This is a genomic window from Mangrovitalea sediminis (assembly GCF_002514725.1).
Classification (GTDB): Bacteria; Pseudomonadota; Gammaproteobacteria; order Pseudomonadales; family Oleiphilaceae; genus Mangrovitalea; species Mangrovitalea sediminis.
In genome coordinates, this window is sequence record NZ_NTLB01000005.1 from 151,258 (window position 1) to 166,272 (window position 15,015).

A 15,015-nucleotide genomic window follows, 5' to 3' on the forward strand; every position below is an offset into this window, starting at 1 on the left:
TAACGGGAGCCTTCGTGCGATGGATTGATATGTATCAACGGCGAATCTGGCGGCTTATAAGTCAATGAGGCGCATGACAAAAAGGCGCACTGGAGGAATGGTCCACAGCCCATAGAGAACCAGGGCAACGCCGGCCAGGCGGCGCAGATTGAGGTGCTGGCGTAAGCGTTCCACACGGCGTGCTGCCAACCCGGTCAGGAGCATGGAGGGCAGGGTACCCAGACCGAAAAATATCATGATCAGGGCGGCCTGTTGCTGTCCGGCCTGCGCGATGGCCCAGGCCAGGGTGCTGTAGACGAGTCCGCATGGCAGCCAGCCCCAAAGGGCACCGAGTAATAGCGCCTGCCATCCGTGATGCACCGGTACCAGGCGGTGGCTGAGGGGGGAGATTCGTTTCCAGAAAGGCTTGCCAACCCGCTCGATGGCCACGATACCCTGCCACCAGCGCCCGAGGGACAGACCCATGGCAACCAGCAGAAAACCTGCAATGGTGCGAAGCGGGAGGGCAAGCCCGGTCCAGCGTTTGACGGCCAACTGACTAATGCCGGCAAGCACCAGGGCAATCAAGGTATAGCTGAAAATCCGGCCGATGTTGTAGCTGATCAATAAGGAGAGCTGCCGCCATCGATACCCGCTTCCGACCGGCAATGCCATGGACAAGGAGGCGCTGATGCCGCCACACATCCCGATGCAGTGGGCACTGCCCAGCAGGCCGATCAAAAAGGCGCTGGAGAGTAAAGGGAGCATGTCCCCGTTCATGGGCGGGGGTCCGTTTTACCGGCGGCAGGCGATGTGTGGGAGTCTGCCGAGGGCGCATCGGCGTCATCGGAATCGGCAATCGCCTGCTGCTCCTGCGTTCGGGCGTCCTTCGGGATCATACTGGCATCATCATCGTAGAGGATGTTGTGGGCCGGCCCTTCGAGATCATCGAACTGGCCGGACTTGACCGCCCAGATAAAGATCAGGATGCCGATCGAAACCAGCATCAGAGAAAGCGGTACCAGTACGTAGAGGACTTCCATGCGTTCAGGCTCCTGAATGGCCGTGAGGGGTGTCCCGGTCGGTTGAACGGCCTAGCCGCAGGGCGTTCAGCACGACAATCAGCGAGCTTGCCGACATACCGATGGCGGCAATCCACGGCGGAACCCATCCGATGATGGCCAGGGGGAGGGCTATCAGGTTATAGGCAATCGCCCAGCCCAGATTCTGTCGAATGACCCTGCGGGTCTTGCGTCCCAGGCTTACTGCTGTGGCTAACGCCTGCAGACGGTTACTGATGAGGATGGCGTCGGCTTGCAACTGCGTCAAATCCGCAGCGCTGGCCATCGCAATGGAAACACGGGCCCCGGCCATAACGGGCAGATCATTCAAACCATCACCCACCATGGCAACACGATGCCCCGCCTGTTCGAGGGATTGCAGGTGGGCGAGTTTTGCTTCAGGGGATGCTCCCCCGACAAAGTGCGAGAGACCCAGGGACTGGCTGACGGTTTGTACCTGACTGGAGCTGTCACCGCTGAGCAGCTCGCTGTCGACACCCAGCTGTTGAAGTCGCTGTAACGTAGTCCGGGCATCGGAGCGTGGTTGATCATTGAGTTCAAAGCGCGCAAGCCATTGGTCATCAGTGGCGAGAAACAGGAGTATGCCGCCGGACAGGGCCTTTTCCGGAGCGTTGGCGTTGCACCGAGTGGCGACGAAGTCCCAAGAGCCAAGGATATAATGGGTGTCCTCTATCCACCCGGATAGCCCCCGACCGATGTGGTTCCGAACCTCCCGCGCTCCGATGGGTAACGACGTCTGTCCATATTCGCGAAAGGCGCGGGCAATAGGGTGTTCGGAAAAGGCTTCGAGTGCTGTGGCAATGGCGATGCAGTCGGCCGTGCTACGGGTGGACAAAGGCTGGGTGTGAAGAAGGCTCAGGCGGCCATCGGTCAACGTGCCGGTTTTGTCGAAAACGACCCTGTCGATGTCCGCAAGTCCTTCCAGTACGTTACCGCGTACCGGCAGGAATCCAATGCGTCGCAGGGCAGCCGTGGCAGCTGTCAGCGCGGTGGGCGTTGCCAGCGAAAGGGCACAGGGGCAGGTGACGACCAGTACCGACAAGGCAATATCGAAGGCATCGGAGTTGCCGGCAACTGCCCAACCGACATAGACCAGGGCCGCAGTTACCAGCACGATGGCGACGAAGTGCCCGGCGATCCGGTCTGCGACGACGGCCGTTGTTGGCTTTTCGCTCTGGGCACGTTCAAGGATCCGCATAATAGCGGACAGCCTGGTATTCGGCCCGGCCTGGGCGACCCGAAAACGCAAGGGGCCGTCACCATTGAGGGTGCCGGCACTGACCCAGTCGCCGGGTCGTCGTCGTTCAGGCATGAATTCACCGGTGAGCACGGCTTCGGAGACGCTGGATTCGCCCTCGACGATTTCGCCGTCCGCAGGGATCAGCTCGCCGGGGCGAACCTGGACAAGATCTCCGGGTTGCAGGTCGAAGCTGGCGACGGGCTCTAGTGATTCTCCCGAAACGCGGTTGGCGATTGCAGGTTGTACCTGTTCCAGTGAGGCGGAGGCGAGGCCGACCCGGAAACGGGCGCGCATCTCGAGAAAGCGCCCGAGTGACAGGAAAAACGTGAACATGCAGACGGAGTCGAAATAGACGTGTCGTCCACCGGCAACGGTCACCCAGGCACTGGCGCCATAGGCCAGGGCAATGGCGAGTGAAACGGGCACGTCCATCGTCAGGTGACGAAAGCGGATATCCCGCAACGCGGCCCGGAAAAAGGGTTGTGCACTGTAAAACACGACCGGTGTTGCCACCAGCAGGCTGAGCCAGCGGAAGAAAACCTGAAACTGTGGCGTGACATCGTGAATGACACCGAAGTAGAGCGGCACAGCGAGCATCATGCCCTGCAAGGCTCCCATGCCGGCGACACAGAGACGTATGATGGCGCGCTTCTGTTCGGCTCGAAGACTTTCTTCCAGTGTATTGGGTTCGAAGGGGCGAGCCCGATAGCCCAATTCCGCAATGGCAATCAACAGGTTGCTGAGTGTGGTTTGCTGGGGGTCCCAGACCAGGGTGGCTCGTTGTGTCGTGTGGTTGACGTTGATGCTGACAACGCCGGGCTGTTTGCCGAGGTGTTTCTCGATCAGCCAGATGCAGGCCGCACAGGTAATGCCTTCGATCAGCAGCTGTGCTGACGGCAAACCATCCGGACGACAATGCACAAAGCTTTGCTGCAGGCGATGATGATCGTACAGCCTGAGCTGGGACACCAGGCTGTCTTCCAACGGCTTCGGCGTAATGGCCGGTGCGCTGCGGTGATGATAAAAACCACTTAACCCTTCTTGCAGTATCGTCTCGCAAACAGCCTTACAACCATGGCAACAAAAACGCTCCGTATGACCGTTTACCGGTAAGGCGATATTCAGCGTGCCAGGAATAGGCTCGCCACAATGGAAACAGTGGGGGTGAGCGGCATCATTCATGGCGTTTTCATCGGGCTGTGGATCAGTTCTTGGCGGGCAGCAGCGTGATTACCGAACTGTTGGGTAGACCGATCTCGGCCTTGAGGCGCCAAGTGTCAGACGGATCGCGCAGGTCCAGGTACCAGTGTCCCGTGAGAGCCTTGTCCAGTTTGACTTCAAAGCGGTCGGTGGCCAGGGGCGTCATCAGCAGCTTCTGGTCCCGGTGTGCCAGCGTGGGATGGATGAACTTGAGCACCAGATAGGGCAGATCACCCAGGGGCTTGGCGTGATCCAGCGTGACAATGATCCGGCCGTTGTCGTAGAAGTGAAACTCTCCCTTAAGGCCCAGGACTTCGGCTTTGCGGTCGCGGTTCAACTCCTGGTTGATCGCCAAGCCCTCCTTGTAATAGTTATCGCTGACGAGGGAATCCCGGGTTGTAACTGCGAAATACAGAAGGACCGAACAGAAGGAAATGGCGAACAGCACCAGCCCGATCAGAAACCAGGGCCAAAATTGCTTGTACCACGGAGTGGCAGTTAGTGCCTGTTGCATCGTCATTACTCCTGCGGCGCCAAAGGGGCGCTATTCAATCATCGCCATTGTGATAGGGCTCCGGACCCAGGAAGCGGCTTTCCCGCTTGATCATGATCTCCGGGTGATCGTGCTCATGTAATTCGAAATGGATCTCGGTATTGGTGTCCTTGATTTTCTCGGCCTCGACTTCCACGACCACTGGCAGCGAGAAAACCTCGCCGGATTCGACATGCGCCGATGTCCGTGTGGTGATGTGAATCCCCTCTATGCCGGAGACAGTGATGTCGTAATCCTGGGGGCTGTCCGTCATATTCAGGATCTTGAGCACATAGGAGTTGTCGATGGCGCCATTGGGACCTAACTGATACAGGCCCCCACGATCCCTGATCACGTCCAGGCCGAGGGGAAGGCGGCTCAGCAGTTGCCAGCCAACGATCCCGAACATCAACAAAAGCATGAAGCCATAACCGAAAGTTCGTGGGCGCAGCAGACTGGAGTGTTGCCCTTCAAGCTCATTTTCCGTGGTATAGCGGATCAGGCCCTTGGGATAATCCATTTTCTCCATGACCTGATCGCAGGCGTCGATACAGAGCGCGCAGCCGATGCATTCGTATTGCAGGCCATTACGGATGTCGATGCCAGTCGGGCAAACCTGCACGCACAGGCCACAATCGATACAGTCGCCCAAACCCAGATCTTGCGGATTGGCGTCCCGCTTGCGGCCGCCACGGGGTTCGCCACGATTGGGATCGTAAGAGACAATACGGGTGTTACGATCGAACATCACCGACTGGAAGCGTGCGTAGGGGCACATGTAGAGGCACACCTGCTCGCGCATCCAGCCAGCGTTCATATAGGTCGCGACAGTGAAGAAGGCAACCCAGAAGTAAGCCCAGCCGTTGGCGTTGAAGGTGATCAGGTCGTGAATGAGGTCCCTTATCGGATAGAAGTAACCCACGAACGTCAGGCCGGTCGCCAGTGCCACAAAGAGCCAGGCGGCGTGCTTGAGCGTTTTCTTGGCGATTTTTCGGGTGCTACCGGCTTGCTTGTCGAGTTTCATCCGTTGGTTACGGCTGCCTTCAATGCGCTCTTCGAGCCACATGAAGATGAAGGTCCAGGCTGTCTGCGGACAGGTGTAACCGCACCAGACACGGCCGAACAGGGTTGTGATGAAGAACAGGCCGAAGGCAGCGATAGCCAGAGACAGTGACAGGAGAATGAAGTCCTGGGGCCAGAATGTAATACCGAAAAGGTGGAATTTCCGGTGCGGCAGATCGAAGTAGACGAGCTGTTCGCCGTTGATCGATATCCAACAGAACAGGAAGTACATACCGAGCAGCATGCACAGGGAAATGGTGCGGATCCGCTGGAAGAAGCCCGTCACTTCCTTGACATAGATCTTCTTGCGACTGGCGTACAGCTCAACGCTTTTATGGTTGTTCTGCGAAGGGTCCGCTTTGGGATCGACCTGTTTGACCGGAATCTGTTCGCTCATCTGATACCCACTCAAAGACGGTTCAACAATGCACTCAACAAGCGCATGATTCAACGGTCTTCAGGGTATTATTCCTTGGTACTTGATCGTCATCAGGGCTGTTGCGGAAGCTTTGAACTTTCGACACTTGTCCCTTGGGAAATACGTCTCCTCCGGGCGCAGGCGGGTTCTGGTGCGATGGCAATGCCGACCGGGGAAGCCCCGGCCGGAATACCCCCTTCGTCAGGGAGCGTTAGTGGGAAAGACTGTAAACGTATGCCGCAATGATGTGAATGCGGTCTTTGCCCAACTTATCGCCCCAAGCCGGCATTTGCCCCTGACGTCCATGCAGAATGGTCAGCCGGATCGTGTGGTAATCGCCGCCGTACAGCCAGATATTGTCTGTCAGGTTGGCCGAGCCAATGCTCTGGTTACCTTTTGCGTCAGGGCCATGGCAGGCGGCGCAGGCTTGTGCAAACAATGCCTTGCCTTTCTCTGCGGCTGCCTTGTCCTTTTCGCGGCCGCTGAAGCTCAAGACATAGTTAACTAATTCGTCAACCTGTTCGTCGGTCATGTTCGGCATTAATCCCTTTGCCGGCATCATCCCGTTACGCCCGCCGGTAATGGTCTCGACGATCTTGTCCGGGGTGCCTCCATAAAGCCAGTCGTTATCGCTCAGATTGGGGAACCCCACATTGCCATGTGCCGTGGAGCCATGGCAAACGGCACAGTTGTTCTCGAACAGCCGCTGACCCATTTTGACGGCATCAGGATTCTTGGCCAGTTCAGGGATGGGCGTACTCCCGAATTTGGCGAAGATAGGACCGTACTTGTGCTGGGCGTCGACCATTTCCTGCTCCCATTGACCATGGGACGTCCAGCCGAGAATGCCTTTGAAGTTGCCGAGCGTCGGGTAGAGCACCACATAGGCCAAGGAGAAGATGACGGTAGCGGTGAACAGATAGAACCACCATTTCGGAAGCGGGTTGTCGTATTCCTCGATGCCATCGAAGGAATGCCCCATGGTCCGGTCGGTTTCCGTGTCGGTGGTCTGGCTTCGGCGCGTCGCCCACAGTAACCACCAGCACCCCAAAATGGTGCCGAGCACAATCACGCTGACCCAGATGCTCCAGAATGTGCTCATTTCTTATTCTCCGTCTTGTGCAGCGTACGGCGGTCGATATCCTCGTCATCAAAGGGCAGGTGGGCGGCCTCGTCGTTATCTTTCCGGCGACTTGCACTATAGGCCCACCAGCAGATGCCGATGAATACGGCCATCACCATCAGGGTGTTGATGCCTTCAAGGGTATGCGTATCCATAGGTCACCGTTTGCTTGAAATGTCCGTGCCCAACTGCTGCAGGTACGCGACCAGCGCTGTGATTTCGAATTGGCCTTTGACGTCCTTGCCCGCTTCGGCAATCTGTTTGTCGGTGTAAGGTACGCCGAGTTCGCGCAGTGCCCGCATCTTGGCCGCCGTTTCATGCCAATCGACCTGTTGGGTGAATAGCCAGGGGAAGGCCGGCATGATGGATTCAGGAACGACGCTGCGCGGGTTGTACAGGTGCTCGCGCTGCCAGGCGTCGGAATATTTGCCGCCAACCCGGGCGAGATCCGGCCCGGTACGTTTGGAGCCCCACAGGAAGGGATGGTCATAGACGAATTCGCCAGCCACCGAGTAGTGACCGTAGCGTTCCGTCTCGGCGCGGAAGGGGCGGATCATCTGCGTATGGCACACATGACAGCCTTCGCGGATGTAGATATCCCTGCCTTCCAACTGGAGGGCCGTCAGGGGTTTCAGACCTTCGACCGGTGTGTGGACCTTTTTCAGGAAGAACAGTGGAAGAACTTCAACCAGAAACCCCGTGCTGAACACCAGCACGATCAGTACGACCATCAGTCCCAGGTTTTTCTCGATGATTTCGTGCTTCATCTCTGGAAAACTCCTTGCGTCAGGCCGTCTGAGGAACGTTGTCGAGGGCGGTAGCCTTACGCTGGCGAACGGTCATCCAGACGTTGAATGCCATTAGCAGCATGCCGCTAAGGAAAATGCAGCCGCCGATAAACCGCACCAGATAACCCGGTTTGCTGGCCTGCATGGCTTCCACAAAGCTGTAGGTAAGGGTGCCGTCGTTGTTGACGGCGCGCCACATCAGGCCCTGGGTAATACCGTTTACCCACATGGCGGTGATGTATAGCACGGTGCCTATGGTCGCAAGCCAGAAATGCACGTTGATCAGGCGGGTGCTGAACATTTCCCGCAGACCGAAGAGGCGCGGAATCAGGTGATACATGGCGCCGATGCTGATCATGGCGACCCAGCCCAGCGCGCCGGAGTGCACGTGACCAATGGTCCAGTCGGTATCGTGGGACAGGGCGTTGACGGTCTTGATCGCCATCATGGGGCCTTCGAAGGTCGACATCCCGTAGAAGGACAGCGATACCACCAGGAAGCGCAGGATGGGGTCCGTGCGCAGCTTATGCCAGGCGCCGGAGAGCGTCATCATGCCGTTGATCATGCCACCCCAGCTTGGGGCGAGGAGGATCAGCGACATGATCATGCCAGCCGACTGCGCCCAGTCGGGCAAAGCGCTGTATTCGAGATGGTGAGCGCCGGCCCATACGTATGTGGCGATCAGCGCCCAGAAGTGAACGATAGAGAGGCGATAGGAGTAGACCGGTCTTTCCGCCTGTTTTGGCACGAAATAGTACATCATACCGAGGAAGCCTGCCGTCAGCAGGAAGCCGACCGCGTTGTGCCCCCACCACCATTGCACCATGGCATCGGTAACGCCGGCATAGATGGAGTAGGACTTCATCCAGTACACCGGTAGCTCGAGATTGTTGATCACGTAGAGGATCAGGATGGCGATGATAAAGGCGCCGTAGAACCAGTTTGCGACATAGATATGCTTTGTCGCCCGCTTGCGGATGGTTCCAAAGAAGACCAGCGTGTAAGCGATCCAGACCACGGCGACCAGGATATCGATCGGCCATTCGAGTTCGGCGTATTCCTTGGTCGTCGTGTATCCCAGAGGGAAGGAAATGATGATGCTGACGGCTACGGCCTGCCATCCCCAGAAGGTAAAGGCTGCGAGCTTGTCGGAAAAGAGTCGCGCCTGACAGGTTCGTTGAACGACATAGTACGACGTGGCAAAGAGTGCGGAACCGCCGAAGGCAAAGATAACCAGATTGGTATGCACAGGACGCAAGCGTCCGAAATGGGTCCAGGGAAGATTGAGATCCATCGCGGGCCAGTAGAGTTGCGATGCAATCAACACACCGAAACTCATGCCGATGATGCCCCATACAACGGTCATGATCGCAAACTGCCTCACGACCTTGTAGTTATAAGTGAGGTGTGCCGTATCTGTGCTCATAGCCGTACCAAAGTGAATTTTTGGTTAAGAACATGCGAGGCAAGTATGGATAATGGGTGATCACATTTCAATGACTCATATCAATGTTAATCTTTGAGCAAACGTCGATATGGCGCGGTTTTCAGCGGATTTCCGCATGGTCTGCGGGCGCAGGACTGGATATTGATTGATCAGGTAGCTAGCTTATGACTCATAAAAAAGTGAATATTAAAAGTGAGCAATTGTTCATAAGTTGATAAATGTGATGATCGAATGGATGCAATGACTGGACAGAGAGCAGGTGGAATGGTTGTGGATTTGGCAGAAAAGTTTTTGGTGGAAGGTGACGGTAACGCGACGTTGTTGCTGGCACACGGTGCGGGTGCGCCGATGGATTCGGTGTTTATGAATGAGCTGTCGAATGCATTGTCGAATCTGGGTGTTCGGGTGATGCGATTCGAGTTTCCCTATATGGCACTTCGGAGAGAGGACGGTCGCAAGCGTCCTCCTAACAATCAGCGGCAATTGTTGGCGTCCTGGTGGGAGCATATTCAGCTGGCGAGAGACCTGTTGGGTTCTGGTCCGCTGTTTATCGGCGGCAAGTCAATGGGCGGGCGGATGGCCTCCATGGCTGCGACCGATCCTGCGGTTGCTGCGAAGGAGGTGAGGGGGTGCCTTTGTTTTGGTTATCCTTTTCATCCGCCTGGAAAACCGGATAACTGGCGTATCGACCATTTTTCGGATGTTCAGGTGCCGCTATGGATTGCCCAGGGGGAGCGGGATCCTTTTGGTCGTTACGATGAAGTCGTGAGGCGTTTGCCGGCGTCCTCATCCCTTGCGGTGCATCGGGTAGTGGACGGCGATCACGATTTCCGGCCAACAAAACGCAGCGGTCTTGACCCGGCGACGATCCTGGGAGGTGCGGCGAAAGCGGCTGCCGACTTTATGCGTGAGCATTCTACATCACGTTAGTGGCGCCTATTCGGTGAGCGTCGCGCGGTCCCGGCCCGCTTGTTTGGCTTCATAGAGCGCGTTGTCCGCCCGCTGGAACCAGCTCAGGACGTTGATGTCGTCACTGCGTAGCTGCGCGACCCCCGCGCTGACGGTGATTTGTAGGGTTTTACCGCCGGGTGTCGTGAGAGGGAGTGTCCGGATACGTTCCAGCAGGGTATCAGCGACATGGCGGGCGCCATTCAGGTCGGTGCCGGGCAATACGATAACGAATTCTTCGCCACCATATCGTGCGACCGTATCCCTGGGACGTTTGACCACTTCAGCCATAACTTGAGCAATACCGCGAAGGCATTCGTCGCCAAAGGTATGTCCGTAGGAATCATTGATGGTCTTGAAATGGTCGGCGTCGAGAAGAATCAGGGACAGCGGCATCTTGTGGCGGCGAGCCACGGAGAAAGCCTGTTCAATTGCTTCATCCAGGTAGCGACGGTTGTAGAGGTTGGTGAGTTCGTCCCGGATATTCTGACGCTTCAGTTTGTCGTTGACTTGCGCCAGGGTCTGCAGGGCGGACTGAAGCTCTGCAGTACGCGCCTCCACCACCTGCTCGAGTTCGGCCTTGGCGTGGGTTTGCATGGCCAGCACCCGCTCTATCAACTGTCTTACCCGGATGACTGCAGCATAGGTGAGAAGCAGTACCTGCCCTCCGAGTGCAATCTGCATCAGGATTTCGTTGGCGAGATAGTCGGCCGCATAGCCAAAGGCGGCCAAGGCGTAGATGGAGGTGCCGAGCAGCATCAGGGACCAGGAAATCAGGTACCAGAGAGCCGGTCCGTAGCCTTGACGCAGTCGCTGTATGCCGATCCCGTAGAGTGTAAGCATACACAGCAGAGCAATGGCGGTATTCCAGCGGATAATGGCATGGTAGGGCACAATAAAGGACGCTGCCACGCTCAGCATGGCCAGCACGATCATCACCCTTATCATGCGCTGCATCCCTGGCAGTTCGTGGTCGATCTCCAGAAACGATGCGCCAAACAGGACAAAAGCCAGAATGGACAGGGCCTCAGTCAGAGGGACGGACGTGTTCGCGAGCCAGGGGCTCAACGGCCAGAGATACTGATAGGAGAGGCCGCTCATCGATGCCAGGAAGAGCCCCGCACTCAGCATGTAAAAGGCGTTATAGAAATACTGACGGCGCCATGTGGTGATGAATAGCATTGCATTGAACAGAACCAGGATCAGTAAGGCGCCGTAGAAAATCCCCTGTTCGAGGGATTGCCCTTCTACTTGGTGTACAAGGGCATCGGACTGGAAGAGTGCCAGCGGAATATTGACCGAGCCGGAGCTGCGCACCTGCAGGACCAGCTCACGGGCGCCATGTCCTTCGATGTCCAGCGGCTGAAGATAGTAGCGATAATCCACTGGACGGGAGGCAAAGAGTTCTCGGTCACCCATTCGGTGAACCGTGGTTTTGGGGCCGCCGAATATGGAAATCGAAATGTGGTCCAGCGGGGGATAACTGATTTGTAGATACCAGTGCTGGATGACGGGAGACGGATTGCGCAGGCGTATCAGGATCCAATAGCTGTTATCGCTATTTGAAAAAACCAGTTCCTGCTTTTTTGAAACTTCGAGCTTCACCTCGCCGCTTGCGATCTGCTCTGCAGAGTAGTTATTGCCATTGTCTGCCGTAAAGCAGACATCTCGCAATGGATCGATCTGCTTGAGTGTTGTGAACAGCGAGACTTCCGGGCACTGGGTTGCCGTACTTGCTAAAACCGGACTGGAATGGACAATAGCGGCTACCAGAGCCAGGGCCCAGACAAGGGTGTGCAAAATATGAGCTGGGTTAACGCCGCATTGTCTCATGGAAACTGAGTATAGCCGACACTGCCAATGCCTTCCCTACAGCCCTCTCCGCAGGTTGCAAAAGATGAATGAAGTTCACGCTTTCTGTCGTCCCGGTTTCGAATCTGAATGTGGCCAGGAATTGGTCGACGTCGCTGCACGGGCTGAAGTTTACGGCTATTTTCGCAGTTCACACGGGAGCGGCCTGACCAGTTTTGTGGCGTCCTCCGAGGATGACGTCGAGCGCCTCATGACGCGTGTCAACTGGCGAGACCTGGTCTTCACGAGGGACTGGATGAGAGCGGTAGCGACGCTGGAGTTGCCTCAGACAGATCGTGTAGGTGCGGTGGTGCGCACGCTTAGCGATATCGGATTTGATCGTTGCTGTGATCGGGTTGAGGTCATCGTCACTGAGGATTGCCAGGATGCCGATGTACAGAATTTCGCCCGCAAGTGGGTCCCACCCTTATCGCGCGCATTGCGAGGCAGGGGATGGCTGACGCCTCAGGGCGTGACAGGTAGTGGTCTGCGTCTGGATCTCGTGCTCAGCGGCTTTAATGAGGTCAGGATAGGGCTTAGCCTGCCAGGCAATCGCTCGCCGTTTATCGCTGGTCGAACACGGTTGCGTATGCCGCCGGAGGCGCCGAGCCGTTCGACATTGAAGTTGGAGGAAGCCTGGCATCTGTTTATTGGGAAGGAGCGCTGGTTTGATCTGCTGGGCGGCGGCGCCAAGGCCGTCGACCTGGGCGCCGCACCCGGTGGTTGGACCTGGCAGTTGGTGCAGCAGGGAATGCGGGTGACGGCGGTCGATAACGGACCTATGGACCCGGCGTTGATGGCGACCGGGCAGGTGACGCATGTCCAGGCCGATGGTTATGTCTGGAAGCCCGTACGGGCGGTGGATTGGTTGGTGTGCGATATTGTTGACAAGCCCCGCCGGACGCTGCACTTGATGCTGGAATGGCTGAGCAGCCGACTTTGCCGCTATGCGATTTTCAATTTGAAGCTGCCGATGAAGCAGCGCTACGCAGAATGGTGCCTGTGCCGGGACCTTCTCGAGTCGGGATTGCAGGAGGCCGGCATCAATGCCCGCATCCAGGCCCGGCAGTTGTATCATGACAGGGAAGAAATAACCTGTTTTGTGGAAAGAATCGATTGAGGAGTTGTCGGTGAGCGAAATGGAACACGATCTGGCATTGGATGCGACCGGGTTGATGTGCCCCGAACCCGTGATGTTGCTGCATAACCGGATCAATGAAGTGCCTGTCGGCGGAACCTTGTTGGTGATCGCCACGGATCCGTCCACAACCCGTGATATTCCGCGGTTCTGTCATTTTCTGGGCCATGAGCTACTGGCCCAGGCGGAGGACGAGAAAACGTTCCGCTACTATATTCGGCGAGCCACCTAGGGCCCCTGTGCATGCCGGGGGCTGATGGCTTGCCGCGAATCGGCCGTCAGCCGCTATTGATGGCCGATTTGAGCCGGGCCAGATGCTCTAGAAATTGCTTCCGGTCCATCTCGCCCAGGATACGGAAATCCCCCAGTTCCTTACCCTTCGGTCCGAAGAACAGAATCGCCGGTGGGCCAAAGAGCCCATAGCGTTTCATCAGCGCCTGTTGAGCGGGCGTGTTTTTGGTGATGTCCAGTTGAAGGCGCTTAAATGATGCCAGGGCTGCACGTACACCAGGATTACCGAAAACCTCGTGATCCATGACCTGGCAACTGATACACCAGTCAGCGTAGAAATCCAGGATGACGGGCTGTTGCTGGGAGGTTGCCGTTGCGAGTAAATCCGGAAGCTGCTCAGCATCCTCGAACCGCTGAAAAAGGGTTGGGCTGGCAGATGGTGCTGTGCCAATGGGACCGCTGGCAAGGCGTTGGGTAAAGGGGGTGAGCGGCTGCAGCGGATTGGAGGCCCCCGCCAAGGCCCCTATGAGCAGGCTGGCGGCGTAGACGAACAGCAGTAGCCCAAGTCCCCTGAGCATGCGTGTTGCTCGGGAGGCCGCCCTGTCGAAGGCGCCCAGTAGAACGCCGCAAAGAGCGGCCAGGAGTGCCCACATTACCAGTGATGCGGCAGGTGGCACGATGCGAGTGATCAGCCAGACCGCCACCGCGAGCAATAAAACCCCGTAGAACGCCTTTACATGCTGCAGCCAGGGACCGCTGCGCGGCAGGATCCGTCTGCCGGCAACGCCAACCAGCACCAGCGGAGTGCCCATGCCCAGCGCCAGAACGAAGAGTGCCAGTCCACCCAGGATGGCGTTTTGCGTTGCGCTGATGTACACCAGTGCGCCGGCTAAGGGGGCCGAAACGCAGGGGGAGACAACCAGGGCTGAAACTGCGCCAATGAGGAAGGTGCCGCCGAGGTGGCCGCCGGACAGTTTTCGCTCGGTAGACGTCAGGCGATGTCTGAGGGCGGCAGGAAGCTGGAGTTCATAGAGACCGAAACTGGACAGTGCCAATATCACGAAAAGTCCGGCGATGACGCTGAGCACCCAGGGCTCCTGCATGATGGCCTGAAGGTTGAAGCTGGCGCCCAACAAGCCTGTAATCACGCCGGCCGCCGCATAGGTGATCGCCATGCCGAGCACGTAACTCAGGCAGAGGATAAAGTTGCCCCAGTGACTATGGTGCCGGTGACCGCCAACGATCGCCGTAATGATCGGAATCATCGGTAAGACGCAGGGCGTGAAGGTAAGCCCAAGACCCAGCAGGTAAAAAAGCAGAAGAATGGATACCAGATTCTGCTGACGCAGCATTTGGGTGATGCCGCTGGCGGTTTCCGGCTGCTGGCCGGGCGATGCTAGTACCGGTCTGGCGTTTGTGCCGATCTTGGGCACAGCATTGCCAGCGTCATAAAGCACGGTTTTCTTTTGGGGCGGGTAGCAAAGCCCTGCTGTCGCGCAGCCTTGGTAGGTGACCGTCAGCTTGGCCGTCCGTGTGCCCTCGGGCAAGGAGACCGGTAAAGTTGCGGAGATGTCCTTGAGAAACACTCTGACCTGACCGAAGTAGGGGTCCTGTTTATCGTGGCCGGGTCTCGAAAACTGGAGGCTGCCCACGGTGACGTGTGGGGTATCCGTGGTAGCGCTAATGCGTTCCTGATACAGGTAGTAGCCCGGCGTAATGGTCCAGTCCAGCACCAGCTTGTTGCCATCCATGCGGCTACTGAACTGGAACGCCTGGTCGACCGGAAGAAAACTGTTCTGGGTGTCGGAAGACTGAAAAAAGTTACGGGCGTCGGCTGTGCCATGAAATGCAAGCAGGGGCCAGAGACAGAACAGCAGGTATCGTAATGGCGTAAAGAGGCGGGTGATCATACGTCTTTGGGGTCTCGTTCTCAGGTAACGGCAGACAACCGGCAGGCCCTTACACTAGCAGAAAGT

Annotated in this window: 14 protein-coding genes; 3 read left to right on the forward strand and 11 right to left on the reverse strand. The window is 57.3% G+C overall.

Annotated features, from left to right (window positions below; genetic code table 11):
- Positions 1 to 54: 54 nt before the first annotated feature.
- The 9 genes from CLR77_RS13270 to ccoN all read right to left on the reverse strand — a co-directional run bounded on the left by CLR77_RS13270 (position 55) and on the right by ccoN (position 8,850).
- Positions 55 to 759, reverse strand: coding sequence for a sulfite exporter TauE/SafE family protein (locus CLR77_RS13270; RefSeq protein ID WP_097461150.1), 705 nt, complete (start codon positions 757 to 759; stop codon positions 55 to 57).
- On the reverse strand, positions 756 to 1,022 hold the full coding sequence (ccoS, locus tag CLR77_RS13275) for a cbb3-type cytochrome oxidase assembly protein CcoS (RefSeq protein ID WP_097461151.1): 267 nt from the start codon (positions 1,020 to 1,022) through the stop codon (positions 756 to 758). Before ccoS ends, CLR77_RS13270 begins: the two co-directional genes overlap by 4 nt.
- Positions 1,023 to 1,026: 4 nt before the next feature.
- Positions 1,027 to 3,483 carry a heavy metal translocating P-type ATPase gene (locus CLR77_RS13280; protein ID WP_097461152.1) on the reverse strand — a complete coding sequence of 819 codons (2,457 nt, stop codon included), beginning with the start codon at positions 3,481 to 3,483 and terminating at the stop codon, positions 1,027 to 1,029.
- A 22-nt stretch (positions 3,484 to 3,505) separates the two neighbouring features.
- Positions 3,506 to 4,015 carry a FixH family protein gene (locus CLR77_RS13285; RefSeq protein ID WP_158227196.1) on the reverse strand — a complete coding sequence of 170 codons (510 nt, stop codon included), beginning with the start codon at positions 4,013 to 4,015 and terminating at the stop codon, positions 3,506 to 3,508.
- Positions 4,016 to 4,049: 34 nt separating this feature from the next.
- Complete coding sequence (gene ccoG, locus CLR77_RS13290; protein WP_097461154.1) at positions 4,050 to 5,492, reverse strand: cytochrome c oxidase accessory protein CcoG; 1,443 nt, start codon at positions 5,490 to 5,492, stop codon at positions 4,050 to 4,052.
- Positions 5,493 to 5,724: 232 nt separating this feature from the next.
- On the reverse strand, positions 5,725 to 6,615 hold the full coding sequence (gene ccoP, locus CLR77_RS13295) for a cytochrome-c oxidase, cbb3-type subunit III (RefSeq protein WP_097461155.1): 891 nt from the start codon (positions 6,613 to 6,615) through the stop codon (positions 5,725 to 5,727).
- Positions 6,612 to 6,791 (reverse strand): cbb3-type cytochrome oxidase subunit 3, encoded by a 180-nt coding sequence (locus CLR77_RS13300; RefSeq protein WP_097461156.1) that lies wholly within the window; start codon positions 6,789 to 6,791, stop codon positions 6,612 to 6,614. Before CLR77_RS13300 ends, ccoP begins: the two co-directional genes overlap by 4 nt.
- A gap of 3 nt (positions 6,792 to 6,794) precedes the next feature.
- Complete coding sequence (ccoO, locus tag CLR77_RS13305; protein WP_097461157.1) at positions 6,795 to 7,403, reverse strand: cytochrome-c oxidase, cbb3-type subunit II; 609 nt, start codon at positions 7,401 to 7,403, stop codon at positions 6,795 to 6,797.
- Between the two features lie 19 nt (positions 7,404 to 7,422).
- Complete coding sequence (gene ccoN, locus CLR77_RS13310; RefSeq protein WP_097461158.1) at positions 7,423 to 8,850, reverse strand: cytochrome-c oxidase, cbb3-type subunit I; 1,428 nt, start codon at positions 8,848 to 8,850, stop codon at positions 7,423 to 7,425.
- 291 nt (positions 8,851 to 9,141) lie between these two features.
- On the opposite strand from ccoN, the gene CLR77_RS13315 reads away from it, so the two are divergent.
- Entirely contained in the window at positions 9,142 to 9,801 is a 660-nt protein-coding gene (locus CLR77_RS13315) for an alpha/beta family hydrolase (RefSeq protein WP_227519923.1), read from the forward strand.
- Between the two features lie 6 nt (positions 9,802 to 9,807).
- Here the strand turns inward: CLR77_RS13315 and CLR77_RS13320 are convergent, their stop codons facing one another.
- Entirely contained in the window at positions 9,808 to 11,619 is a 1,812-nt protein-coding gene (locus CLR77_RS13320; protein WP_158227197.1) for a sensor domain-containing diguanylate cyclase, read from the reverse strand.
- A 97-nt stretch (positions 11,620 to 11,716) separates the two neighbouring features.
- On the opposite strand from CLR77_RS13320, the gene rlmM reads away from it, so the two are divergent.
- Positions 11,717 to 12,790 (forward strand): 23S rRNA (cytidine(2498)-2'-O)-methyltransferase RlmM, encoded by a 1,074-nt coding sequence (rlmM, locus tag CLR77_RS13325; protein ID WP_097461161.1) that lies wholly within the window; start codon positions 11,717 to 11,719, stop codon positions 12,788 to 12,790.
- Positions 12,791 to 12,809: 19 nt separating this feature from the next.
- Positions 12,810 to 13,040, forward strand: coding sequence for a sulfurtransferase TusA (gene tusA / locus CLR77_RS13330; RefSeq protein ID WP_097461490.1), 231 nt, complete (start codon positions 12,810 to 12,812; stop codon positions 13,038 to 13,040).
- Positions 13,041 to 13,086: 46 nt separating this feature from the next.
- Here tusA and dsbD read toward each other — a convergent pair whose 3' ends face one another.
- Positions 13,087 to 14,949 (reverse strand): protein-disulfide reductase DsbD, encoded by a 1,863-nt coding sequence (gene dsbD / locus CLR77_RS13335; protein WP_097461162.1) that lies wholly within the window; start codon positions 14,947 to 14,949, stop codon positions 13,087 to 13,089.
- Between the last annotated feature and the right edge of the window lie 66 nt (positions 14,950 to 15,015).